The following is a 24817-nucleotide window of genomic DNA, read 5'->3' as shown; positions in this document are numbered from 1 at the left end:
CCGAAAAGAGCCCTTGTCACGCGGTGTCTGTGAGCCACTCCACAGCGTTCGCCCGTATGGGTCATGCCCGGTCGTGGCACACTGATCGTGTACCAGCAGCAGCGCACTCCGGGGTCGGTGCAATTCCGAACCGGCGGTTATAGTCCGCGACCCGTCCGCATCCAGCGGCCGGTTGACCAGGTGGGATTCCTGGACCGACGGTTAAAGTCCGGATGGGAGGCAGTGCGCGGCGGGCCGTTTCGCGGGTACGCCGCCGTCGGCGGATGGTTTTCGGGCAACCGGACCATCCGTGTTTTCCGGCATCCGGCGTCCCTGTCGTGCGTTCCGCTTCATCTGTCGTCATCGACAGGCCCCGGAGTCCGTGCCCGAAGAGGCAGGAGGACCCGGTGGACACCGCAGCCGACACCACCGCCATGCGCCGAGCCATCACGCTCGCCGCCCGCGGCCTCGGCTCCACCAGCCCCAACCCGGTCGTCGGATGCGTCGTCCTCGACGCGTCCGGGCAGACCGTCGGCGAGGGCTTCCACCAGCGCGCCGGCGGCCCGCACGCCGAGATCCACGCCCTGCGCGCGGCCGGCGGCACGGCCCGCGGCGGCACCGCCTACGTCACCCTCGAACCCTGTAACCACACCGGTCGCACCGGCCCCTGCGCCCAGGCGCTCATCGAGGCCGGCATCGCCCGTGTGGTGTACGCCGTCGGCGACCCGAACGCGCAGGCCGCCGGGGGTGCGGAGACTCTGCGCGCCGCCGGGATCAAGGCCGAGGCGGGCCTTCTCGCCGAAGAGGCCGAAGCGGTCAACGCCGCCTGGCTGACCTCGGTGCGCCTCGGCCGCCCGCACGTCACCTGGAAGTACGCGGCGAGCCTGGACGGCCGGGTCGCCGCCGCCGACGCCACCAGCCGCTGGATCAGCTCCGCCGAGTCCCGCGCCGACGTCCACCGGCTCCGTGCCGAGGCCGACGCGGTCGTCGTCGGCTCCGGCACCGCCCGCGCCGACGACCCCCAGCTCGGGGTGCGGGGCATCGACGGCGCCGTCCAGCCCCTGCGCGTCGTCGTCGACACCCGGGCCACCGCCGTACGGCCCGGCGCCCGGGTCCTCGACGCCGGCGCCCCCACCCTGATCGCGGTCGCCGACGACGCCGACAGCCGCCACCTCCCCGGCGAGGCCGTCCTGCGCCTGCCCCGCGCGGCCACCGGACCCGGCCTCGACCTGCCCGCACTGCTCGCCGCCCTCCACGCGCGCGGCGTGCGCTCCGTACTCCTCGAAGGCGGCCCGGTCCTGGCCGGCGCCTTCATCGCCGCGGGACTGGTCGACAAGGTCGTCGGCTACCTCGCTCCCGTACTCCTCGGCGCAGGCCCCGCGGCCCTCGCCGACGCCGGAATCTCCACCCTCACCGAGGCGTTGCGCCTCGATGTGACGGAGACCGTCCGCATCGGCCCCGATCTGCGCGTCACCGCCGTACCCGGCTCCGCCGCCCGGAAGGAAAACTGAGTGTTCACCGGAATTGTCGAAGAACTGGGTGAGGTCGTCGCCGTCGAGAAGCTGGAGGACGCCTCCCGCTTCCGTCTGCGCGGCCCCGTCGTCACCGAGGGCGCCGGGCACGGGGACTCCATCGCCGTGAACGGCGTCTGCCTGACCGTCGTGGACCTCGGCGAGCACGAGTTCACGGCCGATGTGATGGCCGAGACGCTGAACCGCTCCAGCCTCGGCGCCCTGACGACCGGCTCCCGCGTCAACCTGGAACGCCCCATGGCGCTCGGCGGACGGCTCGGCGGACACATCGTCCAGGGCCATGTCGACGGCACCGGCCGCGTCCTGGAGCGCCGGCCGTCCGAGAACTGGGAGATCGTGAAGGTCTCCCTGCCGGACGGCCTGTCCCGCTACGTGGTGGAGAAGGGCTCGATCACCGTCGACGGCGTGAGCCTCACCGTCGTGGACGCCGGACCCGACTTCTTCACCATCAGCCTCATTCCCACCACCCTCGCGCTGACCACGCTCGGCATCAAACAGCCCGGCGACCCGGTCAACCTCGAAGTGGACGTCATCGCCAAGTACGTCGAGCGGCTGCTCGGCGACTCCGCGCCCGGGAACCAGAAGCGGGAGCCGGTCGAATGAGCGCCCTGCACTGGCTGAACTCCGAGGCCTTCACCGTCCTCGGGCAGCACATCATCTGGTCCGACATGATCGGCAACACCATCGGGCTGATCGCCCTGACGCTGGGCTGGCTGCGCTCGATCTGGACCTGGCCCGCGCAGCTCCTGTCCGGCGCCGTGCTGGTCGCCGCCAACGTCTCCGTCCACCAGGCGGGCAGCGTCGGCAAGCAGGTCATCGTCATCGCCGTCGCCGTCTGGGGCTGGCAGCAGTGGACCCGGGGCCGGCAGCAGGCGCAGGACGGCTCCATCGCCGTACGGTTCGCCACCTGGCGCGAGCGCGGCTACCTGGCCGGCGGGGCCGCCCTCGGCACCCTCGCGGTCGGCGGGCTGTTCACCGCCTTCCCCTCGCTCTCCTGGAGCCCGTGGGCGGACGCCTACATCTTCGCCGGGACGCTCGTGGCGATGCTCGCCCAGGCCCGCGGCATGGTCGAGTTCTGGTTCGCCTGGCTCCTGGTCGACCTGGTCGGCGTCCCGCTGAACTTCCACAGCGGACTCGCCTTCTCCGGTCTCATCTACGTCGTCTACGGGGCCCTCGTCCTGTGGGGCATGCGCGACTGGTGGCTGCGTACGCGGACACCCGCTCTGGAAGGAGCCACGGCATGACAGCCCAGCCCACCTGGCTGCACCGGGAACACGAAGCAGCCGCCGACGACCTCTCGCTCGACCCCGTCGAGCAGGCCGTCCGGGACATCGCCGCCGGCCGGCCCGTCGTGGTCGTCGACGACGAGGACCGGGAGAACGAGGGCGACCTCGTCATCGCCGCCGAGAAGGCCACCCCCGAGATCGTCGCCTTCATGATGAGCGAGTGCCGCGGCCTCATCTGCGCCCCCATGGAGAGCGACGAACTGGAGCGGCTCGAACTGCCGCAGATGGTCGACCACAACACCGAGTCGATGAAGACCGCTTTCACCGTCTCCGTCGACGCCTCCGCGGACCACGGCGTGTCCACCGGCATCTCCGCCGCCGACCGCGCCACCACCCTGCGCCTGCTCGCGGGCGGCACCGCGGGCCCCGGCGACTTCGTGCGCCCCGGCCACGTCTTCCCGCTGCGCGCCCGCTCCGGCGGGGTGCTCGCCCGCAACGGCCACACCGAGGCGGCCGTCGACCTCGCCCGGCTCGCCGGGCTGCGGCCCGCCGGGGCGATCGTGGAGATCGCGGGCGAGGACGGCGTCATGCTGCGCCTGCCCCAGCTGGTGCCCTTCGCCCGCAAGCACGGACTGACGATCATCTCCATCGAGGACCTGATCGCCTACCGGCGCACCAGCGAGCCGACCGTCCGCCGCGAGGCCGAGGTCCGGCTGCCGACCCGCTTCGGCGCGTTCACCGCGTACGGCTACCGCTCCACCGTGGACGGCGTCGAGCACGTCGCACTGGTCCACGGCGACATCGGGGACGGCGAGGACGTCCTGGTCCGGGTCCACTCCGAGTGCCTGACCGGTGACATCTTCCAGTCCGAACGCTGCGACTGCGGCCCCCAGCTGCACGCCTCGATGCGCCGCATCACGGACGAGGGCCGCGGCGTCGTCGTCTATCTGCGCGGCCACGAGGGCCGCGGCATCGGCCTGCTGTCCAAGCTGCGCGCCTACGAACTCCAGGAGCGGGGCGTCGACACGCTCGACGCCAACCTGGAGCTCGGTCTGCCCGCCGACGCCAGGGACTACGCGGCGGGCGCCCAGATCCTCAAGGACCTCGGCGTGCGCAGCCTGCGCCTGATGACGAACAACCCGGACAAGACCGCCGCGGTCGTGCGGCACGGGCTGGCCGTCACCGGCCGCGAGCCGATGCCCGTCCAGGCCGGCGAGCACAACCTGCGGTACCTGCGCACCAAGCGCGACCGCATGGGACACGACCTGCCCTGGCTCGACGCCGCCGCCGCGGCGACCTGCGGCAATCAGTAGCACCACCAGCACTCACCCGTACACAGAAGCAGGAGAGACATGAGCGGCAAGGGCGCACCCGAACTGTCCGTACGCAACTGCGGCGACCTCCGCGTGGCGGTCGTCGCCGCGCAGTGGCACGAGAAGGTCATGGACGGACTCGTCAACGGCGCCCTGCGCGCGCTGCACGAGCTGGGCATCGACGAGCCGACCCTGCTGCGGGTCCCGGGCAGCTTCGAGCTTCCGGTCGTCGCGAAGGTGCTGGCCGGGCGCGGATACGACGCGGTCGTCGCCCTCGGCGTGATCATCCGCGGCGGCACCCCGCACTTCGAATACGTGTCCCACGGGGTCACCAACGGTCTCACCCAGGTCGCCGTCGACACCGGCGTCCCGGTCGGCTTCGGCGTCCTCACCTGCGACACCGAGGAGCAGGCACTCGACCGCGCCGGCCTGGAAGGGTCCAACGAGGACAAGGGGCACGAAGCGGTCACCGCCGCCGTCGCCACCGCCGCCACACTGCGCTCGGTCAGCGAACCCTGGCGCTGAGTGCGGGCCCGGCACCCCGTATTCTGAGCACATCATGGCGAACAAAACCTTCGAAGAGCTCTTCGCCGAGCTGAAGCTCAAGGCCGCCAACGGCGACCCCTCCACCTCCCGCACCGCCGAACTGGTGGACAAGGGGGTCCATGCCATCGGCAAGAAGGTCGTCGAGGAGGCCGCCGAAGTCTGGATGGCCGCCGAGTACGAGAGCAAGGACGCCGCCGCCGAGGAGATCTCGCAGCTGCTCTACCACGTCCAGGTGATGATGGTCGCGCGCGGGATCTCCCTGGACGACGTCTACGCCCACCTCTGAGCACGGCTCCCGCACCTCCCGTACGTATCCCGCCACCCCTTCGCAAAGGAAACCCGACCTCATGCTGCGCATCGCCGTCCCCAACAAGGGTGCTATCTCCGGGCCTGCGATGGCGATGCTCCATGAGGCGGGCTACCAGCAGCGCAAGGAGTCCAAGGAACTCGTCCTGGTGGACCCGGCCAACCAGGTCGAGTTCTTCTACCTGCGCCCCCGCGACATCGCGATCTACGTCAGCTCGGGCCGCCTCGACATCGGCATCACCGGCCGCGACCTGCTGCTGGACTCCGGCGCCGAGGCCGAGGAGATCCTCCAGCTCGGCTTCGCCCGCTCCACCTTCCGCTACGCCGCCAAGCCGGGCACCGTCGCGGGCCCGCAGGACTTCGACGGTCTGACGATCGCCACCTCCTACGAGGGCGTCGTCGCGAAGCACCTCGCCGACTCCGGGGTCAACGCCTCCGTCGTCCACCTCGACGGAGCCGTCGAGACCGCCATCGAACTCGGTGTCGCCCAGGTCATCGCCGACGTGGTCGAGACCGGGACCAGCCTGCGCAACGCCGGCCTCGAAGTCGTCGGCGAGCCCATCATGACGTCCGAGGCGGTCGTCATCCGCCGTACCGGCGCCCCGGCCGACGAGCCCAAGGTCCAGCAGTTCCTGCGGCGCCTCCAGGGCGTCCTGGTCGCCCGCAGCTACGTGATGATGGACTACGACTGCCGCGTCGAGCACCTGGAGCGCGCCGTCGCCCTCACCCCGGGCCTGGAGTCGCCGACCATCTCCCCGCTGCACCACGAGGGCTGGGTCGCCGTCCGCTCCATGGTCGCCGCCAGGGAGGCGCAGCGGATCATGGACGACCTCTACGACCTCGGCGCCCGCGCCATCCTCACCACGGCCATCCACGCCTGCCGCCTCTGACGGCGGGAGACAGAAGAAGCACATGTCAGACGCCACACCCCCGCCCGGCGCCCCGGCCCTGCCGGTCACCTTCCGGCCCACCCGCACCCGGGTGGTCCTGCTGACGGTCGGGGCGGCGATGTTCGCCGTCATCACCGTCGTCGCCTTCACCCTCGAACAGCTCAGCGGGGGCGAACGGGTCAGCTTCGTCTTCACCGCGCTGCTCTTCTTCGGCGTCCTGGCGCTGCTCAGCCGCCCCAAGGTCGTCGCGGACGACGAAGGGGTGACCGTGGTCAATCTCACGCGCACCCGGCGGCTCTCGTGGGCGGAAATCGTCCGGGTCAACCTGCGGGCCGGCGATCCGTGGGTCTTCCTGGACCTCAGCGACGGCACCAGCATGCCCGCCCTCGGCATCCAGCCCGGAATCGCCAAGCAGCAGGCCATCCGCGACGCCCGCGCCCTCCGGGACCTCGCCGAGACACGCGGCACCGGCACGGACAACGGCTGAGCCCCCTGCCCCGCAGGGGCTCTTGTTGATTACTCTGGAAGACGGCGGCGCCCTGTGCGCGCCCCGCCCCGCACCAAAGGCCCATGAGGCCGGCGGGGCTTTCCTGCGACCCGAGGAGTGACTCCCTCCAGCAATGGACGGATCGTCCGGTAGTACCTGCGCCGCCCCCTCAGCGGAGGCGGCGGCATGACAACCCCCTTGTTGCTGCTCTGCGCGGCATTCCTTCTCATCCTCGCCAACGGATTCTTCGTGGCGGCCGAATTCGGGCTCGTCACCGTGGAACGGGCGGACGCCGAGCGCGCCGCCGCCGAGGGCGACCGACGGGCCCGCACCGTCGTCGGCGCCCTGCGCGAACTCTCCTTCCAGCTCTCCGGCACCCAGCTCGGCATCACCATCACCTCCCTGGTGGTCGGCATGCTCGCCGAGCCGGCGCTCGCCCGGCTGCTGAACGGCCCCTTCACCCTGACCGGCCTGCCCGACGGAGCCGTCCCCACCATCAGCGTGGTGACCGGCATGCTGCTCGCGGCCGCCGTCCAGATGGTCATCGGCGAACTCGTCCCGAAGAACTGGGCGGTCTCCAAGCCGCTTCAGGTCGCCCGGTTCGTCGCCGGACCGCAGGACCGCTTCACGCGCGTCTTCCGGCCGGTCATCGGCGCCCTGAACACCGCGGCCAACCGGCTGGTGCGCCTCCTGGGCGTCGAGCCGACCGACGAGCTGGCCTCCGCCCGTACCCCCGGTGAGCTGGTCTCACTCGCCCGGCACTCGGCCGAGGCGGGCACCCTCGAACAGGACACCGCGGACCTCTTCGTACGGACCCTGTCGCTCGCCGGGCTCACCGCCCAGCACGTCATGACCCCGCGCGTGAAGGTCAGCGCCCTCCAGACCTCCGCCACCGCGGCGGACGTCCTCAACCTCACCCGCGCCACCGGTCTCTCCCGCTTCCCCGTCTACCGGGAGCGCATCGACGAGGTCGTCGGCATGATCCACCTCAAGGACGCCCTCGCCGTCCCGGCAGCGGAGCGCCTGCGCACCCCGGCCGGCCGGATCGCCGTGCCGCCGCTGCTGGTGCCCGAGACGCTGCCCGTCGAGCAGCTGCTCCAGCGGCTGCGCGAGGAGCAGCCGATCGCCGTCGTCGTCGACGAGTACGGCGGCACCGCCGGGGTCGTCACCCTGGAGGACATCATCGAGGAGCTCGTCGGCGAGGTCCGCGACGAGCACGACGCCGAGGGCGCCGACCGGCCCGAGCTGGCCCCCGCACCGCCCGAGGACGGCAGGCCCGCCTGGGACGCCGAGGGCAGCTGCCGGGTCCTCACCCTGCGCCGGATAGGACTCGACGTGCCCGACGGCCCGTACGAGACGGTGGCGGGGCTCGTCGCCGACCTGCTGGGCCGCATTCCCGCGCCCGGCGACCGGGCCGAGCTGCCCGGCTGGCGGATCGCGGTCCGCCAGGTCGGCCACTACCGGGCCGAGAAGGTCCGCTTCGTCCGCACGGCCGGCGTTCTCGGGGCGGACGTCCCGCAGCGGTCCGTCCTGGAGGCGGCGCGATGAGCCTGCTCCAACTGCTGTTCGCCGGACTCCTCGTCCTCGCGAACGGCTTCTTCGTCGGCGCGGAGTTCGCTCTCGTCTCCGTACGCCGCAGCCAGATCGAACCCCTCGCCGCGGCCGGTTCCGGCCGGGCCCGCCAGGTCCTGTACGGCCTGGAGCACCTGCCGCAGATGATGGCGGCCGCCCAGTTCGGCATCACCGTCTGCTCCCTGACCCTGGGAGCCGTCGCCGAACCCACCGTCGCCCACATCCTGGAGCCGGTCTTCGCCGCGGTGCACCTGCCCGAGGGACTGATCCACCCGCTCGGCTACGTGCTGGCGCTCGTCCTCGTCGTCTTCCTCCACCTCGTCATCGGCGAGATGGTCCCGAAGAACCTGGCGATGGCCGCGCCGGAGAAGACCGCGCTGTGGTTCAGCCCCGGCCTCGTCGGCTTCGCCCGGCTGTGCCGCCCGGTCACCGCGGCGCTCGGCGCCTGCGCCCGGCTGGTGCTCAGGCTCTTCGGCGTCGAACCGAAGGACGAGGTGGAGGCCGTCTTCACCAGCGAACAGCTCAACCGCCTCGTGGAGGACTCCGGTCAGGCCGGGCTCCTCGAACCCGAGGCCCAGGAGCGGCTGGAGGACGCGTTGGAGCTGGGCAGCAGGCCCGTCACCGACGTGCTGCTGCACCGCGCCACGCTGGTGACGGTGGACCCCTCCGTCACCCCGCGCCGGATCGAGGAGCTGACCGTACGCACGGGCTTCTCGCGCTTCCCGGTCTGCGCCGGGGGCGGCGGCCCGTTCATGGGCTACCTGCACGTCAAGGACGTCCTGGACCTGGAGGACGGCGACCGGGCGGTGCCGCAGCAGCTGTGGCGCCCGATGGCGACCGTACGGGCCGAACTCCCGCTGGACGACGCCCTCACCGTGATGCGCCGCGCCGCGACGCACCTCGCCCAGGTCGCCGACGCCTCCGGCCGGGTGCTCGGCCTGGTCGCCATGGAGGACGTCCTCGAAATGCTGGTCGGCGAGGTGCGCGACCCGGCGCACCGGGTCACCGAGCCCCGCCGCACCGAGGAGCGCACCGTGGACCCGGACGGGATCACGGCCCTGGTCGGCTGACCGCACCCGCACATCCGCCACATCCGCGCCCCCGGCCGCCGGAACGTCCCGGCGGCCGGGGGCGCGGCGCGTGGTTCACAGCACGGGCGGTTCCTGAGGCCCCCGGCCCACCGGACCGCGCCCCGACAGCACCTCGCCGTACGCCTGCATCAGGTCCGGCAGCCGCAGCGTCGCCAGGTCGTCCCGGGTCGGCACCGTCGTACAGCCCGAGAGCCGCAGATCGCGGTAGGCGCAGCTCTTCTCGTACAGCGTCCGCAGGAAGCGGCCGTTGCCCAGCTCGTCGAGCCAGCCCTGGTCGACCACATGGCCGCTGATCGAGCGCAGCTCGTCCAGCGACTCCTCGTCCCACACGTCGCCGTTCTCCGCGGCCAGCACCTCGCCGATCGCGGTGAGCTCCAGCGGCCGGTAGCTGGGGAAGTCGACCCGGGTGGTGAAGCGCGAGGAGAGCCCGGGGTTGGTGGACAGCAGCCGGTCCATGCCCTCGGGATAGCCGGCCAGGATGACGACCAGATGGTCCCGGTTGTCCTCCGCCCGCTTGAGCAGCACCTGAAGGGCCTCGTCGCCGTACGCGTCGCCCTTGCTGTACCCGGTGTTGGAGAGGCTGTACGCCTCGTCCACGAAGAGCACCCCGCCCAGCGCCGAATCGATCAGCTCATTGGCCTTCACCGCGGTCTGGCCCAGGAACTCGCCCACCAGATCCGCCCGTTGGGCCTCCACCAGATGGTCCCCGCCGAGCAGGCCCAGCGCGTAGAACACCCGGCCCAGGATGCGGGCCACCGTCGTCTTGCCGGTGCCGGAAGGACCGGAGAAGACGAAGTGCCGCTTCGGCGGCTGTACGGGCAGCCCCTGGCCGGCCCGCAGCCGCGCCATGTTCAGCTGCGCGGAGAGCGCCTTGACCTGACGCTTCACCGGCTCCAGGCCGACCATCCGCTCCAACTCGGCCAGCGCCTCGGCCAGCAGGGCCGGGTCGCTGGGCCCGGCGGGGAAGGGCTGCGGCGCCGGCTGCCCCGGGACGGAGGTCTTCGCCCGCGCCCCGCCGGGCAGTGGGGAGACCACGGACCCGGACAGATCCTGCGCCTCACCGCCGGGCGGCAGGTCCCGGCCGTCCAGCAGGTCGGCGCCCGGCGAGGAGTCGCCGTCCGTCCTGCTCTCCGCGAAGGCCACGTCCGCCTCCAGACCGGTCAGCGACACGGTGGCCAGACCCGGTACGTCCTCGGAACCGTCGAGCCCGTCGTAGTCCGCGATGGCCGCCAGCCGCGCCGAGGTGTCCATGAAGGCGGGGTCGATCCGGTGCACGGCCCGGTAGAGCGGCAGGGCGGCGGCGCTGCGGCCGGTGCCCTCGTGCGCGCGGGCCAGCCAGTAGCGCAGCTCCTTGCGCTGCGGCTGCTCGCTGCGGCAGCGCATCAGGGCCGTCGCGAGCATCGGTTCGGCCTGCCCGTACATCTCCAGCCGCACCCGCGCCATGCCGCCGAAGAGCCCCGCCTCGATGCCGAGCATCGGGTCGTCCACCAGCCGCTCGGTGTGGCGTACGAGCTGCTCCCAGTCCTTGACCAGGTAGGAGCGGCAGGCGTGCAGGAAGCGGACCTGCGGGTCGGTGTCCACCGGCGCCAGGGCGGCGAGCGCCCGGTCGAGCTCGGGCACATGGCGGCCGTCGAGCCAGTGGGAGGCGTGCGCCAGCAGCAGGTCGCGCGGACTCTCCAGCACCGGCTGCACCCACCAGCCGAGCCAGTACCAGGAGTTGAGAGTGCGCCGGTAGCGGCTGCGCTGCTCGCCGAAGCGGTCGCGGTGGCGGTGCATGTGCAGCAGCGCGGACGCCGTGTCGACCCGTAGCGCGTGCAGCCCGAGCCAGGCGTCCGCCATGCCGGGATCGTGGCGGACCGCGGCCCGGAATTCCTCCTCGGCCTGCGGATAGGCGCCCATCGTGTAGGCGTCCACGCCCCGCAGCCAGGCGAGGTCGGCGGGGGCCTGTGCGCCCTGCGTGCCGATGTCCATCAGGTCCCCCACAAACGTGCCCCCAGGATGTCCCGCCGCCCGAAAGCCCGCCGAGGCGCGCCGAAACACTGTGCCGTGGACGGGAATTGACCGCACCGAGAGGCATCGTACCTGTGCGGGGAGTATCCGACTAAGGGTGCCGCAGGCCGAAGACGCGTCGTGACCCAGGGTGAGGGAGAGGGGTCCGGTGGCGGCCGGGGAGGTGCGGGGAGCACAGGACGAAGCCCCCGATCACGGGGGAACAACCGGGGGCTTCGCGTCTGTGGGGGCTCCGAAAAGCCGCACATTGAGAACGTAAGACCTGTACCGCCCCCGGGTCAAGCGGAGTTGAGGTACTTCCCGGGCGATTTCCGACTGCCCGGTACGGCGCCGGGAAACGGTCACGCCATGTGACGGAACGGTTCAGCAGTGCGCCCGTACGGGCCCTTCCAGCCACTCGTACCCCACGGGCAACTGCCGTACCAGAGCGTCCGCATGGGGGCGCGAGGGGTCGGCCGAGAAGTGTGCCGTCTCGGCGGCGGTCCAGCCGTCCCAGAACGCGCTCAGCGCGGGCCCGTCCCGCCGCCGCCCGCGCTCCCAGGACTCCTCGGCCGCCAGGTCCATCCACAGCAGCCGGGCCAGCAGCGGGCGCAGGGCGCGCCGGCCCGCGCCGACCCCCTCGATGAGGATCACGGGCGCGGGCTCCAGGGTCCGCGGCGGCCCGAAGGCCCGGGCCGTCCAGTCGTACGGCGCGTAGCGCGCGGGCTCGCCGCGCGAGAGCGGTTCGGTCACCTGTTCGCGCAGCCGGTCCGTCCAGGCGAACAGCTCCTGGTGCGTCGCCAGGTCGTCCAGGTGCAGCACGGGGGCGCCGCCGAGCGCCTCGGCGAGGCGGGCGGCGAAGGTGCTCTTGCCCGATCCGGCGTGGCCGTCGACGGCCACGAGCCGCACCGGTCCGCAGGACGGCGCGAGGGCGCGCAGTCGCGCGGCGTGGTGCGGAAGGTCGTTCATGCGCCCAGCCTACGAGCCGGGCGCCTCGCGGGCGCTCCCGCGCAGCCGCAGGTCACGCCAGTGGTCGAGACCAATATTGATTGACCGGCGCGGGCCGAATCGCTGGCCGAACCGGGACGCGACCCGCGATAGTTGGCGCACTGTTGTGCACCGCAGCCCCATTCCGCCGACGACCGGGGGTCTCGCCCATGCCCAGTCCGACCTCACGCCGAACCGTGCTCACCGCCGCCATCGCGGCCGCGGCCGGCGCCGGAACGCTCTCCACCGCCGCCGTGGCGGACGCCACCCCGCACCACCGCCCCACGGCCCCGCCGCCCTCGGTGGACAACCACGCCTGGACCACGTACACCGACTGGCGCTGCGGCCACGGCGCCGGGACCCGCGCGGTCGCCGGCCGCCGCGCCGGGCTCGTCATCGGCCATGCGCTGGGCCGCACGGACTACACCGACCCGCACACCGGCACCACCGCCGCGTGGGACTACGCGACCTGGACCTCACCCGTCCACCGCTCGTCCGTCCCCGCGACCGAGGTGATCGCCTCCTGGAACGCGGACACCCCGGCCGGCACCTGGATCCGGATCGAACTGCGCGGCCGCTACTCGGACGGCACCGAGTCCCCCTGGTACGTCATGGGCCGCTGGGCGGCCGGCGACGGCGACATCCGCCGCACCTCCGTGGACGACCAGAGCGACGGCAAGAGCTCCGTCTGGACCGACACCTTCTCGGTGGACGACGCGGCGAGCGGCCTGCGCCTGCTCTCCTACCGGCTGCGGCTCACGCTGTACCGCACCCCGGGCAGCCGGCTCACCCCGACCGTGTGGCGGATCGGCGCGATGGCCTCGGACATCCCCGACCGCTTCACCGTCCCCGCCAGCACCCCCGGACTCGTCCGCGAGCTGCCGGTGCCGCGCTACTCGCAGAACGTCCACGTCGGGCAGTACCCCGAGTACGACAACGGCGGCGAGGCGTGGTGCAGCCCCACCTCCTCGCAGATGATCATCGAGTACTGGGGCCGCACCCCCTCCGCCGATGACCTCGCCTGGGTCGAGCCCGGACTCCAGGACCCCCAGGTCTGCCACGCCGCGCGCTTCACGTACGACAACCAGTACGAGGGCTGCGGCAACTGGCCGTTCAACGCCGCCTACGCGGCGACCTACCGCGACATGAGCGCCGCGGTGACCCGGCTCGGCTCCCTCAAGGACGTGGAGACCCTGGTCCGGACAGGCATCCCGGTCATCACCTCGCAGTCCTTCCTCAAGGAGGAACTGATCGGCGCGGGCTACGGCACCTCCGGCCACCTGATGACCGTCATCGGCTTCACCCCCGACGGCGACGTCGTCGCCAACGACCCCGCGTCACCGGACGACGAGGCGGTGCGCCACGTCTACCGCCGCCACGAGTGGGAGACCATCTGGCTGCGCACGAAGCGCTACGACGCGGAGGGCAAGGTCAAGAGCGGGACGGGCGGGGTCTGTTACGTCTACTGGCCCTCCCACCCCTCGCCGGCCCAGCGCCGGGCCCTGCGGTCGTTCGGGCTGCTGTGAGCACGTAGGTCCCCACGGTCCCCAAGGCCACGGCCGCTCGACGGCAACGCGCGTGGCCGCCCGTGCCCCGGAGAGCGCGCCTTCGCGACCGCCGGCCGGTTCCGCACCGATGTGGAGATGATCCGCACCGAGCAACGGACGAGAAGACAGATCGCCGGGTCCGGCGACAGACTCGTTCCGCCGCGTCGGCCGGCCTGGTCAGGAGCCCGTTCTCCGGGGAGGGACCCCTTTGACGAAACCACTGCACGCATGCGCGGATCCGGTGGCCGAGGGGGAGGGGACCGGCCCGCCGCCCGCTCCGGACGACGAGCGGCGGCAGCCGCCCGCACCGGCCCGCCCGCGGTACCCCGCCGAGAAGCCGGGCGCGGGCCGGGGCAGTCCGCACGTGAGGACGGGACCCGGCGCTCCGGCGGCACCGCCGCGGACGGGCGGGGCCCCATGACGTTGGCGGAACTCAGCAGCCTCAGCGGGACGCCGGCCGCGACGATCAAGTACTACCTCCGGGAAGGGCTGCTGTCCCCGGGCCGGCGTGTCAGCGCGACCCGCGCCGACTACGGCGAGGAGCACCTGCACCGACTGCGGTTGATCCGGGCGCTGATTGGTGTGCGCCGGCTGTCGGTCGGTGTGGCCGGGAGGGTTCTCGGCACCATGGCGCGGCAGCCGGATCCGTACCGGATCCTCGGACTGCCGATCGACGGCGGGCCGGCCTCGCCGGACGGGGACCGCGAGCGGGCGGAGGCGCCGGGCGTCGCGGGCGCGTGGAGCCTGATCGCCGAGATGGGCTGGGACGTCGGCTCCGGTACCGCCGCCGCCCGGAGCCTCGGCGAGATTCTGCACGCCTTGTCGGAGCTGGGTACGGAGATCGACTGGCGGACGCTGCTGCCCTACGCGCGATTGGCGGACCGTGCGTCGGAGCTGGACATCGAGCAGCTGGACGGCGCGTGGGGGCCGAGGGAGGCCGCCGAACGCGCGGTGCTGGTGTGTCTCCTTCTGGAACCGGCGCTGCTCGCCCTGCGCCGCCTCGCCGGGGAGGACAAGTCGGTCCGTCACTTCCAGGGCGTCGAAGGCGGCGCGCAGAGCACGTGCGAAGAAGCGGCGGTCCGTCCGCGCCCGGAAGATGGACCCGGTTCGCCCGCTGCGTTCTCCGGCGCGTCGAAAGGAATGGACACGTGACCGCAATGCAGGACGTGTACGCAGATCTGGCGGTGGAGGGCACCGAACTCGGTGATCTCGTGGCAGGACTCAGCCCCGAGGAGTGGGCGGCGGCGACCCCCGCCGCCTCCTGGACGGTCCGTCACCAGGTGGCTCACCTGGCGTACGTCTCCCGTCTGGTCCGGCTCGCGGTGAGCGACGCGGAGGCCTTCGCGGCCGAGACCGCGCCGGTCCGGGAGGACTTCCAGTCCGGGATGGACGCCGCGCTCGCCGAGTACGTCGCGGAGCCGGTCCCCGGTCTGCTGCGTCGCTGGGCCGAGGAACGGGCTGCCGCCGAGAAGGGGCTGGCCGCACTGGAACGGCGTGACCTGGTGCCGTGGCCGGCCGGGCCGCTGCCGGCCAGTGTGCTCGCCGCGGTTGCGTTGGCGGAGCTGTTCGCGCACGGCCAGGACATCCGCGACGGCCTCGGGCGTCCGCGCGTGCTCACCGACCGGATCGGCCACATCGTCTTCCTCGGGACCCGCACCCGGGACCTGGCCTACCGCGCCCGCGGTCTGCGGGCTCCGGCCGAGCCGTTCCGTTTCGAGCTGACGGCCCCGTCCGGGGAGCTGTGGGCCTTCGGACCGCCGGAGGCCGGGCAGCGGATCGCCGGCCCGGCCGAGGACTTCTGTCTGCTCGTCACCCGTCGCCGACACCGCGACGACCTCGCGCTGACCGCTGTCGGGACGGAGGCCGGCCAGTGGCTGGACATCGCGCAGTCCTACGTCGGACCGCCCGGCACGGGCCGGGCACCGCAGTGAGCAATATGGCGTATAGATCACCGGCCCGGGGGCTGCTTTCCTAGCTGGCGGGCCGTCTTCGGTCCGCCCGACACGAGGGATCTGGGGTTGCCGTGCGAGAAGAACGGACCAGCTGGTGGCTGCTGCCGAAGCGCGCCTGTGCCACCGCCCTGATCGTCACCGGACATCTGATCGCCGCCCTGCCGCACACGATGACCCGCGGCGGCCGGGCCGGGCTGGCGCACCGCGCTCCCCGGCTGCTGACCGCGCTGGGGCCGTTCTTCGTCAAGGCGGGGCAGCTGCTCAGCACGCGCCGCGACCTGGTCCCCGAACGCTGGTGCGACGCGTTGGGTGAACTGGCCGACGAGGTGCGGCAGCCGAGGCGGGCGGCGGTGGCCCGCACCCTCGCCGAGGCCGGATTCTCCGATGCCTTCGCCGAGTTCGACTGGGAGCCGGTGGCCTGCGGCAGTATCGCCAGCGTGCACCGCGCACGGCTCGCCGACGGTACCGAGGTCGCCGTCAAGGTGCAGCGGCACGGCATCCGCCCGGTGCTGGAGGCCGATCTGCGCCTCGCCCTGCTCGGCGCGCGGGCCGGCCGGCTGCTGCCGAGCATGCGGGACCTGCCCGCCGAGGAGATGATCGGCCAGCTCGGCGGCGCCGTCCTGCGCCAACTCGACTTCACCGCCGAACACGACTCCCTGCTCGCGCTGCGCGGCAACCTCTCCGACCACACCGAACTGCGTATCCCGGCGCCCGTCGAGGGACTGTGCGGGCCGACGGTGCTCACCATGGAGTTCGTCCCGGACATCGGCCGGTTCCGGCCCCACGGCATGTCGATGGCCCGCCGCCAGGAGGTGGTCCGCGACGTGCTCCGGGCGGTCTACCGGATGCTCTTCGTGGACGGCGTGGTGCACTGCGACCTGCATCCGGGCAACCTCTGCCTGGACGGTGAGGGGCGGGTCGTGGTGCTCGACGCCGGCTTCGTGGTGCAGCTGCCCGACGCGGTGCGGCGCTCCTTCGCCGGCTTCTTCCTCAACATGGCCCAGGGCAACGGCCCGAAGTGTGCGGACATCGTGCTCGACAGCGCCGCGCGGCTCCCCGCCGACATGGACCGGGAGGGATTCCGCAATGCGGTGACGGAGCTGGTGGACGAGGTGGCCGGGGCGCTGTCGAAGGACTTCGACCTCGGGGCGTTCGCACCGCGGCTGTTCAAGCTCCAGAAGGATTTCGGCGTCTTCGCCGCGGCCGAGTTCGCCTTTCCGCTGCTGTCGCTGCTGGTGCTGGAAGGAATGATCAAGGAGTTCGACTCCGAGGTCGACTTCCAGGCCGAGGCGGTTCCCGTACTCATGGCCTCCTTCGCCAAGGACGTCCAAGTGGACTCCGAGCGCCGCGAGAACGGCCCCTCCGGCGGGTGGGCCGCCTGAGAACCGCGCCGGCCCCGCCGCACCCCGTACGGTCCGCGGTCGCCCGTCTTCGCCTTCGTGCGGACCGGGCCGGCGGACGGTACGAGCCGCCGCACGGCGGACATCACCCGACAGCTCCTGCCGGACCGACACGCCTGCGGACGGGCCGCGACGGCGGCCGACGCGACACGTCGAGCAGGGGACGGAAAAGGAGGAACGACATGTTGGTCTGTGTGACAGGAGGCACCGGCTTCCTCGGCTCGCACACGGTCGCCGCCCTCGCGGCCGGTGGAGCACGGATCCGGCTGCTGGTGCGCGACCCGTTACGGCTGGCGCCCGCGCTCGGCCCGCTCGGCGTCGACCCGGACACGGTGGAGACCGTCACCGGCGACGTCGCCGACGAGGCGGCGGCGGCCCGCGCGGTCCGTGGCGCCGACGCCGTGATCCACCTGGGGTCGGTCTACTCCTTCGACCGCAGACGCCGTGACGACATCACCCGCACCAACGTGGCGGGCACCGAGGCGGTCCTGGACGCGGCGGTCCGGTCCGGGGCCGGCACGGTGCTGTACGTCTCGACCGTCGGGGCGCTGATTCCCACCACCGATTCCGAGCTGCGCGCCGAAAGCCCGGTGGGCGACCCCGACGAGCCCTATCTGGCGAGCAAGGCGGCCTGCGAGACGCTTGCCCGGCGGCACCAGGACGACGGGGCGCCGGTCCACATCGTCTACCCCCCGGCCCTGCTGGGCCCGGACGACCCGGGGCTCGGTGACCAGACCGGCCGGCTGCGCGACGCGCTGCGCGGCCTGATGCCGCTCTGGCCCACCGGCGGCTTCCCGCTGGGCGACGTGCGTGACACCGCCGCCGTACTCGGGGAGCTGGCCCTCGGCCCGCCGCCGGACAAGCCGGTACGCGTCTTCGGGCCCAACCGGTACGTGACGACGGCCGACTACCTGGCCCAGCTCCGCGCGGCGACGGGCCGCCGGCTCACGACGCTGCGGCTGCCGGGGCGGGCCATGCTTCCCGCCGCCCGGGTCACCGACGCGGTCCAGCGGTGGTGGCCGTGGCACATCCCCGCCGAGTTCGGCGCCGCCTACACCTGCGTGCACGCGGTACCGGTGTCCCGGGCCGCGACGGCCGACGCCCCCGCGGCGCGGCCCGTCGCGACGACGATGGCCGACACCGCCAACTGGCTGCACCGCACCGGGCTGCTGACGCGGCGCCAGGCCGGCACCGCGGGCGAGCGGAGCGGGTCATGACGGCGGCGGGGACCGGACACGATCCGGCCGAGCAGTACCGCGCCTACCGGCGGACCAGGCAGAACATCACCGGTCTGGTCACCCGGACGCCGGACACGGCCTTTGCCGGTGTGCCCGCCTGCCCCGACTGGAGCGTGCGCGACCTGATCGGACACCTGGTCCACATATGCGAGTCGTTCGTCGCCCTGGAGGACAACCAGATCGATCTGCGCCCGTCGGAGGGCGTCGGCCTGCCCGGTCTGCTGGACCGGTGGGACGCCCTGGACGGCGAGCTGCGCGAGGCGCTGGACCGCACCCCCGAACTGCGGCGGCGCATCCTGCTGCTCGACGTGTTCTCGCACGAGATCGACCTGCGCGTCGGCCTCGGGGAGACGGTCGCGCCACACCGCCATCCGGCGTTCCCCGGCGCGCTGGACCTGGCCACCATGGGCTTCGGCCTCGCCCTGCACGGCGGGAATCTGCCCGCGTTGCGGATCGACACCCCGGAGCGGGACTGGGTGGTGGGGGAGGGGGCTCCCGTCGCCACCGTTCACGGCCCGGCCTTCGACGTGTTCCGGTCGCTGACCGGCCGCCGCACCTGGCACCAGATCGAGGACCTGCGCTGGTCCGGGGACCCGTCGGTGACCTGGATGCCGGCCTTCGCCTGGGGGCCGTTCGCGCCGCCCGCGAAGGAAGTGGAGCCGGTCCGCGGGTTCTGACCCACACCCGGGCCCCGCGAGGGGCGCGGCAGGACCGCACCGGCCGGGGCCGGCGTACGGACGGGCCGCACCGCTCTCCAGCGGTGCGGCCCGTCCGTACGCCGGCCTGTGCGTCTCCTTCGCACCTACGGTCAGGTGCCGGTGATGGCGGGCAGTTCGAAGGGAGCGCCGCCCGCCTTCGGCAGACCCGAGAAGTCCAGCTCCGGCAGCGCCAGCAGGATCGGCAGGTCCAGGGGGGTCAGCGGACGCCCGGTCAGGTCGACCCGGGTGTCCTGGTCCCGCCGTACGTTCAGTAGCTGGCTCGAAGCCACCAGCAGCGGGCGCCGCTGACCGAGCGGCGAGGGCGGGTCGTCCATGGCGAGCACGGCCGCCCGGATGTACCAGGCGCCCTCCGGCAGGCGCAGCGAGAACGATCCGGGCCCGTCCAGGATCGCGCAGGCGGTCGGACGGCCCTGCACGATGGACTCACGGAACGCGCCGACGTAGATCCGTACCGGCTGTGCGGTGCCGGGGAGACGGATGGTGCCTTCGAGCACGCTGGTGGGCCGGCCGCCGTCGAGGAGCTGCTGCGGCCCCGTGGCGGACCCGCCGCTGGGTGCGAGCAGCCCGGCACGGGCCAGTGCCCGGTAGCGGGCCGGGGAGTGGCTCACACTGCGGGTGAAACGACTGGTGAAGGTGCCGAGACTGTTGTAACCGACCCGGTAGGAGATCTCGGTGACGCTGAGATCGGTCTCCAACAACAGGCTCTTCGCCTGGTGCAGCCGGACCACGGAAAGGAATCGTCCCGGAGAGGTCCCGGTGAGATTGCGGAACACCCGGGAGAAGTAGAACTTGCTGAGAATCGCGGTATTGGCGATCTCGTCGAGCGAGAGTGGTTCCTCGTATCGGTCCCACATCGTCGCTATCGCGCGCTCAACGGCGACCTGCATGGCAGTGCTCCAAGCTTGTCGATGAATCGAATGCGTCCTGACGGAAATGGCCGAGCAACATCTCAGAACTGACGCTCTGTCGGTGCGATAATGTGTACCGCAAAGATTTGCACGGTATTTCTCCGAGCGTGCCGATGAAGCGAGTGCGTCCTGACCGGACGCGCAGGGCAGCGCCTGCCGGCCGCCGGTCGGCGGTAATGGGACCCGCTTTCGGGCGACGGCATGGAAGTGTTGGATTCCGCTGCGCTGCATCGGTATCCACACCTGGAGAATTCAGGGCGCACGGACCCTATGTCGGAACACCACCGCAGGGCGGTGGTTGGAACAACTGCCTCCGGCCCGAGGGGAGCCGGGTATTCAGTTGTCGCGGAGCAGTTGGGAACCGCGCCGCCGGGCCGCCCGCAGGGCGGCCCATGAGGTGACCGCGAGGATCTCCCGGTCACCCGCGCCGTTCTGCCGGAAGGCCGCGATGACCTTGTCGTCCACCCGGTAGGAGGCCAGAGCGGTGAGCAGCGCGAGATTGCCCGCCGGCCGGTCGGGCGGCGGCAGTTCCCGCAGCGGTGCGTCCAGCCAGGCCCGGCCGAGGCCGGGGTCGCCGCCGTCCCAGCGGGCCAGTTCGGCGGCCACCAGCTCCCGGACCGGCTCCGGCACCAGTTCGGCCGCTGTCAGTTCGACGGCCGCCGTGCTGCGGGCCAGCGCCGCGGCGATCCGAGGATCGGCCGCCGCCCAGCCCAGGTCCTTCGGCAGTGGTGCCTCGGGCAGCAGCGACAGCGACGTACCCGGCCGGGCCCTGGCCCGGACCGAGCTGCGCATCAGGCCGGTCAGCACCCGCAGCACCGGGCCCACCGCCCGGTCCGGGGCGTGCGGCGGCAGCGGCTGCGCGCCCAGGAAGACGTTGACCATCCGGTTGAGGTACTGGAGACATAACGCGGTCCCGGCCAGCTCCGGTATCAGCTCGGGTGCGAACGGCGGCCTGCCCGCCGAGCCGATCCACGCCGTCAACTGGTCCGGCGCCGTCCCGGCGCCGCCGTCCGGTGCCGCCTTTGTGCCCCGCCCGGATGAAGTGGGCCGGGCGGTAAGGGAGTTGTGCATCGTGGAGTGCATGGTGGTGCAGAACGGGCACTGGTTGCCCCGTGACACAGCGGCGGCCACCGCTTCCTTCGAGGCCCGCGGTACCAGCCCGTCGACCAGCATGGTCTCGCGCAGCGTCATCCAGGAGGCAGCGAGCAGTTCCGGCACCGGGGCGTGCAGGGCGATGGGCGGGGCCAGCACCCCGAAGTCCCGTTCGAGCTCCCGGTAGACCCGGGCGGTGTCGCCGGCCGCCTCACCGAACTGCACGGTCGCGATGTGCCGGACCTGGAGCAGGGACAGCCTCCTGAGCGGCGACTGGACGAGCAGTCTCGGGTCCTTCATGCGTCCGCTCCGGGATCCGGACCGGTGACGTCGCGCCGCGGTGGCTCCGCGTGGCCTTCAAACATCGGTGGCACTTCCCTCAGCTCCTCAGCGGATGTCCTTCGGTGCGCCAGTCAATCGTCACACCGATGCGGTGTTCCTCCTTCTTCATTCTTGCGGTCTGACGGCCGGTGCCAAACGAGTTGGCGGCGCGGTCTGTCATCGGGTTCCGCCTCCGTGCGGCCGCACCACCGGGCCCCGCCGATGTTCCGGGCGGAGCCACGGTGACGGTACGTCCTAGGGGATGGGGAAGAACGCCCGGACAAAGCGTTCGAACATCCTGTCCCCGATGGTCCACCGCATCCGCGGCAGCAGCCGGGACGGCATGCCGATCCGGTACCTGATCTTCGGGTTGTCGCTGGTCACCGCCTTCTCGATGACCTTCGCCACGGTCTCGGCGCGCACCGCCATCCGGCCGCGGCCGCTCGGCTTCTCCGTCTCCCGGTAGGCGCCGTGCCAGTCGACGAAGTACCGCCAGAAGTCGTCGTACACACCGCCCCGCTCCTGCCCGGACATCCCGAGGTCGGCGACCGACATCGGTACGAACCCGCCGAGCACCGGCGACGGTTCGACCAGCACCACCTTGATGCCGAACGTGTCCACCTCCAGCCGCAGCGAATCGCTGATGGCTTCCAGGGCGTGCTTGGTGGCCTGGTAGTAGCCGCGGCCCGGGGTGGCGAACTGTCCGAAGATGGACGACATCATGACCACCCGGCCGCTGCCCTGGGCCCGCATGCCGGGCAGCACGAGCTGGGTGAGCCGGCACAGTCCGAAGATGTTCGTCTCGAACTGGCTGCGCACCTCGTCCATCGGGGTCTCGCCGATGGTGCCGTTGAGGCTGTAGGCGGCGTTGTTGATCAGAGTGCCGACCGAGCCGTGCTCGGCGGTGATCTTGTCGACGACGGCCGTCATCGATTCCTCGTCGTTGACATCCAGTTGGAGGACCCGGATGCCCTCGGCCTCCAGCTCGGCCAGCGCTTCGGGCTGCCGCGCGGTCGCGTAGACCGGCCAGCCGGCCCGGTGCAGCCGCAGTGCCACGGCCTTTCCGGTGCCGGAGGATCTGCCGGTGCTCGACGACGCCCCGGTCAGCAGGATCGCGCGCGAGGGGCTGCTCACCGGGGTTCTGCCAGCCGCTGCTCGGACACCGTGGCGTCCTCCGGCTGCGAGGCGATCCGGCTGCGGGCCACCGAGTCGCCCAGGCCCAGACCGTCCACCAGACGGTTGATGAAGGCGAACAGGGAAGCGGTGAACACCGCTTCCAGCATCTCCGCGTTGGTCCAGCCGGCGGCCTCGGTCCTGGCCCAGTCCTCGTCGGTGACCCGGAACGCACCCGTGCAGATCTGGGTGACCAGGCGCATGAGTTCCTTGGTGCGCTCGTCGATCGGCAGGTCCTCCACCGAGGCGGAGCCGGCGATCGCGTCGGTGAGTTCCTGGTCGCCGCCGAACTGGGCCAGGAACCAGTTGTGGGTGCCCACGCAGTACGGGCAGCCGTTGACCTTGGAGCTCCAGGCGGAGATCATCTCGCGGGTCGCACGCGGCAGCACGCCGTCGTTGAACACGCCGCCGTAGCCGGCGATCACGACCTCCAGCAGATCGGGCCGGCTGGACACCAGGCGGAACATGTCCGGCACGAAGGGAATGCCCATCCGGGACTTGATCGCCTCGTACAGCTCCGCGGTCCTGCCCTGGGCTTCGTCCTCTCCCACCAGGGGGACGCGGACCGTGCTCAGCACATTCGGATCGGTCATGGATGATCGCCTTTTCTTCCGATTGTGGGAGCCGCCCCGCGAACCAATTCAGAAAAACGGGAATAAATCCGGGTCTGCTGTCCGGCGGGTAATTGCGGCGTTGTTTTCTCTCATGGTGGCAGGAATGGTGACGGCGTCTCGTCTTTCAAATTGCCCTGCGTGCGCCTGCCGGCGGGTCCTGGACCCGGACATACGGACGGCCGTTCCGGCGCGGCAGGCGCCGGAACGGCCGTCGGAGGAGGAGGCCGGGCGGGTTCAGTTCACTCGGCGCGCAGCCAGTCCGCCAGCCGCTCGCCGATCATGATCGAGGTGAGGTTGGTGTTGCAGTTGACGATGCTCGGCATCACCGAGGCGTCGGCCACGTACAGGTTCTCCACCCCGTGCACCCGCAGTTGTTCGTCCACCACGGCGCCCGCGTCGTCAGCGGTGCCCATGCGGGCCGTGCCCACCGGGTGATAGCCGCTGTCCAGGCTCACCTTCACGTACTGCTCGACCATCGCGTCCTTCTCGACGAGCTTGTCGTTCAGCACGATGAAGCCGTCGCCCCGCGACGCGATCCCCGGGTGGTTGGCCAGCTCCCAGCAGGTCCGGACGCCCTGGACCATCTTCTCCAGGTCCCGTTCGGTGGAGAGGAAGTCGAGCTGGATGTCCGGCCCCGCCGCCGGGTCGGCCGAGGCCAGCCGCAGCCGGCCGACCGACTCCGGCTGCTGGTCCACCACCATCACGCCGAAGATCATCGAAGCGCCGGCCAGCATCTGGAGCTCCGGGAAGAGCTCCAGGTCGAAGTGGTTGACCATGTAGTACTGCATGTCGTTGAAGTCGGTCGACCCCTTGGCCGTGGTCCGCACCATGGACTGCAGGAACGGCACGTTCTCGTCCAGGGCCCCCTCCTTGGGCCGCATGAACACGCCGGTCCGCGGGTGGTCCATCAGATGGGCGCCGACCCCGGGCCGGTCCAGCCGGACATCGATCCCGAGCCTGGTCAGGTCGTCGGCCGGGCCGATTCCCGAACGCATCAGCAGCGTCGGGGTGTTGACCGCGCCGGCCGACAGGACGACCTTGTGCGCCCGCAGTTCCTCCGGCTCGCCGGCACCGGCCGAGACCAGGACGCCGACCGCGCGGTCGCCCTCGAAGAGCACCTCGTGCACCAGCGTCCCGCTGCGGATGGTCAGGTTCCCCCGTGCCCGTACCTCGCCCGTCAGGTACGCCATCGCCGTCGAGACCCGGAAGCGGGGGTCGCGCCGGTTGGACGGGATCGGGCCGATACCGGTCGCCTCGGGGTGGTTGTGGTCGGAGACCTCGGGGAATCCGGCCGCCAGGCTCGCTTCGGTGAACGCGCGCTGCATGGTGGTCATCTCGTCCGGCTGGAACCTGCGGATCGGCACCGGGCCGCCCTTGCCGTGGTACCGGCCCTCGAAGTTCAGGTCGTCCTCCAGCCGGCGGAAGTACGGCAGCACCTGCTCGTACGCCCACGCCGGGTTGCCCGCCGCCGCCCACTTGTCGTAGTTCTCGGGCACCCCCCGCAGCGCGATGGTGGCACCGACCGCGGACGAGCCGCCGGTGATCTTTCCTCGGGGGAAGAGGATGCGCCGGCCGTCCATGATCTCCGCGCGGTAGTGCCAGTCGTGCTTGCTCATCGACATGGCATTGCCGTTGGTGATGTCGTGCGGGATGTCGGCCGGATCGGGAAAGTCCGGGCCCGCTTCGATGAGGAGTACCGAACGGCCCGGGTCCTCGCTCAGCCGGGCTGCGAGCGCCGCACCCGCGGAGCCCGACCCGACGATGATCGCGTCATACGTGTGCGTCATGGATTTAAACCTCGCCAGACTGTGATTCGACAGGGTCCGATCTCACCCGAGTTTTACAGGCCGCCCGCATCCGGTCTTCTCCGAGACTGCTCAATGACCGGGGCCGTGGATATTCCCCGCACTGAAGGCAAGTGCTCCCTTCGAACCG

The 24817-nt window shown here is 71.8% G+C and carries 23 protein-coding genes and 1 riboswitch; of the genes, 16 read left to right on the top strand and 7 right to left on the bottom strand.

The features are described from left to right. The first annotated feature begins 99 nt into the window (after positions 1-99). A riboswitch (FMN riboswitch) is annotated at positions 100-230 on the top strand. A 156-nt stretch (positions 231-386) separates the two neighbouring features. The 10 genes from ribD (at position 387) to P8A18_RS04110 (ending at position 8921) form a co-directional block, all read left to right on the top strand. Further along, positions 387-1490 (top strand): bifunctional diaminohydroxyphosphoribosylaminopyrimidine deaminase/5-amino-6-(5-phosphoribosylamino)uracil reductase RibD, encoded by a 1104-nt coding sequence (ribD, locus tag P8A18_RS04155; protein ID WP_306051906.1) that lies wholly within the window; start codon positions 387-389, stop codon positions 1488-1490. Beyond that, positions 1491-2114: a riboflavin synthase gene (locus tag P8A18_RS04150; protein WP_306051905.1), complete on the top strand. Its 624-nt coding sequence runs from the start codon at positions 1491-1493 to the stop codon at positions 2112-2114. Continuing rightward, positions 2111-2755, top strand: coding sequence for a nicotinamide mononucleotide transporter family protein (locus P8A18_RS04145; RefSeq protein WP_306051904.1), 645 nt, complete (start codon positions 2111-2113; stop codon positions 2753-2755). The genes P8A18_RS04150 and P8A18_RS04145 overlap by 4 nt, the downstream gene beginning before the upstream one ends. Then, the gene (locus tag P8A18_RS04140) at positions 2752-4050 is read left to right on the top strand and encodes a bifunctional 3,4-dihydroxy-2-butanone-4-phosphate synthase/GTP cyclohydrolase II (protein WP_306051903.1); all 1299 of its coding nucleotides are present in this window, start codon (positions 2752-2754) and stop codon (positions 4048-4050) included. Before P8A18_RS04145 ends, P8A18_RS04140 begins: the two co-directional genes overlap by 4 nt. Positions 4051-4089: 39 nt before the next feature. Then, complete coding sequence (gene ribH / locus P8A18_RS04135) at positions 4090-4575, top strand: 6,7-dimethyl-8-ribityllumazine synthase (protein WP_306051902.1); 486 nt, start codon at positions 4090-4092, stop codon at positions 4573-4575. A 34-nt stretch (positions 4576-4609) separates the two neighbouring features. Continuing rightward, positions 4610-4882 carry a phosphoribosyl-ATP diphosphatase gene (locus P8A18_RS04130; protein WP_306051901.1) on the top strand — a complete coding sequence of 91 codons (273 nt, stop codon included), beginning with the start codon at positions 4610-4612 and terminating at the stop codon, positions 4880-4882. A gap of 61 nt (positions 4883-4943) precedes the next feature. Continuing rightward, complete coding sequence (gene hisG, locus P8A18_RS04125) at positions 4944-5792, top strand: ATP phosphoribosyltransferase (RefSeq protein ID WP_306051900.1); 849 nt, start codon at positions 4944-4946, stop codon at positions 5790-5792. A gap of 22 nt (positions 5793-5814) precedes the next feature. Next, positions 5815-6279 carry a PH domain-containing protein gene (locus P8A18_RS04120; RefSeq protein WP_018551333.1) on the top strand — a complete coding sequence of 155 codons (465 nt, stop codon included), beginning with the start codon at positions 5815-5817 and terminating at the stop codon, positions 6277-6279. A gap of 186 nt (positions 6280-6465) precedes the next feature. Then, positions 6466-7827, top strand: a complete 1362-nt coding sequence (locus P8A18_RS04115; RefSeq protein WP_306051899.1) for a hemolysin family protein — start codon at positions 6466-6468, stop codon at positions 7825-7827. Then, positions 7824-8921 carry a hemolysin family protein gene (locus tag P8A18_RS04110; protein WP_306051898.1) on the top strand — a complete coding sequence of 366 codons (1098 nt, stop codon included), beginning with the start codon at positions 7824-7826 and terminating at the stop codon, positions 8919-8921. The genes P8A18_RS04115 and P8A18_RS04110 overlap by 4 nt, the downstream gene beginning before the upstream one ends. 75 nt (positions 8922-8996) lie before the next feature. Here P8A18_RS04110 and P8A18_RS04105 read toward each other — a convergent pair whose 3' ends face one another. Both P8A18_RS04105 and P8A18_RS04100 read right to left on the bottom strand, forming a co-directional pair. Continuing rightward, the gene (locus P8A18_RS04105) at positions 8997-10913 is read right to left on the bottom strand and encodes an AAA family ATPase (protein WP_306051897.1); all 1917 of its coding nucleotides are present in this window, start codon (positions 10911-10913) and stop codon (positions 8997-8999) included. Between the two features lie 402 nt (positions 10914-11315). After that, positions 11316-11900, bottom strand: coding sequence for a uridine kinase family protein (locus tag P8A18_RS04100; protein WP_306051896.1), 585 nt, complete (start codon positions 11898-11900; stop codon positions 11316-11318). Positions 11901-12088: 188 nt separating this feature from the next. Between P8A18_RS04100 and P8A18_RS04095 the strand changes: the two genes are divergently transcribed. The 6 genes from P8A18_RS04095 (at position 12089) to P8A18_RS04070 (ending at position 18732) form a co-directional block, all read left to right on the top strand. Continuing rightward, the gene (locus P8A18_RS04095) at positions 12089-13444 is read left to right on the top strand and encodes a C39 family peptidase (protein WP_306051895.1); all 1356 of its coding nucleotides are present in this window, start codon (positions 12089-12091) and stop codon (positions 13442-13444) included. A 438-nt stretch (positions 13445-13882) separates the two neighbouring features. Then, positions 13883-14617: a MerR family transcriptional regulator gene (locus P8A18_RS04090; RefSeq protein ID WP_306051894.1), complete on the top strand. Its 735-nt coding sequence runs from the start codon at positions 13883-13885 to the stop codon at positions 14615-14617. Positions 14618-14622: 5 nt separating this feature from the next. Beyond that, positions 14623-15396, top strand: a complete 774-nt coding sequence (locus tag P8A18_RS04085; protein WP_306060665.1) for a TIGR03084 family metal-binding protein — start codon at positions 14623-14625, stop codon at positions 15394-15396. 92 nt (positions 15397-15488) lie between these two features. Then, positions 15489-16799 (top strand): ABC1 kinase family protein, encoded by a 1311-nt coding sequence (locus P8A18_RS04080; RefSeq protein WP_306051893.1) that lies wholly within the window; start codon positions 15489-15491, stop codon positions 16797-16799. A 212-nt stretch (positions 16800-17011) separates the two neighbouring features. Continuing rightward, on the top strand, positions 17012-18034 hold the full coding sequence (locus P8A18_RS04075; protein ID WP_306051892.1) for an NAD-dependent epimerase/dehydratase family protein: 1023 nt from the start codon (positions 17012-17014) through the stop codon (positions 18032-18034). Beyond that, a complete protein-coding gene (locus P8A18_RS04070) occupies positions 18031-18732 on the top strand; it encodes a maleylpyruvate isomerase family mycothiol-dependent enzyme (protein WP_306051891.1) in 702 nt (233 codons plus the stop codon). The genes P8A18_RS04075 and P8A18_RS04070 overlap by 4 nt, the downstream gene beginning before the upstream one ends. 131 nt (positions 18733-18863) lie before the next feature. Here the strand turns inward: P8A18_RS04070 and P8A18_RS04065 are convergent, their stop codons facing one another. From P8A18_RS04065 to P8A18_RS04045, 5 genes are all read right to left on the bottom strand, one after another. Further along, the gene (locus P8A18_RS04065) at positions 18864-19661 is read right to left on the bottom strand and encodes a helix-turn-helix transcriptional regulator (protein ID WP_306051890.1); all 798 of its coding nucleotides are present in this window, start codon (positions 19659-19661) and stop codon (positions 18864-18866) included. A gap of 357 nt (positions 19662-20018) precedes the next feature. Then, positions 20019-21074, bottom strand: coding sequence for a carboxymuconolactone decarboxylase family protein (locus P8A18_RS04060; protein WP_306051889.1), 1056 nt, complete (start codon positions 21072-21074; stop codon positions 20019-20021). Positions 21075-21350: 276 nt separating this feature from the next. Continuing rightward, entirely contained in the window at positions 21351-22229 is an 879-nt protein-coding gene (locus P8A18_RS04055) for an SDR family NAD(P)-dependent oxidoreductase (protein ID WP_306051888.1), read from the bottom strand. After that, positions 22226-22861: a carboxymuconolactone decarboxylase family protein gene (locus P8A18_RS04050; protein ID WP_018551319.1), complete on the bottom strand. Its 636-nt coding sequence runs from the start codon at positions 22859-22861 to the stop codon at positions 22226-22228. The genes P8A18_RS04055 and P8A18_RS04050 overlap by 4 nt, the downstream gene beginning before the upstream one ends. Positions 22862-23121: 260 nt before the next feature. Continuing rightward, the gene (locus P8A18_RS04045; RefSeq protein WP_306051887.1) at positions 23122-24669 is read right to left on the bottom strand and encodes a GMC family oxidoreductase; all 1548 of its coding nucleotides are present in this window, start codon (positions 24667-24669) and stop codon (positions 23122-23124) included. Positions 24670-24817 lie beyond the last annotated feature (148 nt).

Origin of the sequence: Streptomyces sp. Mut1 (assembly GCF_030719295.1) — a bacterium.
GTDB lineage: Bacteria > Actinomycetota > Actinomycetes > Streptomycetales > Streptomycetaceae > Streptomyces > Streptomyces castrisilvae.
This window is presented reverse-complemented; position numbering and strand designations above follow the sequence as displayed.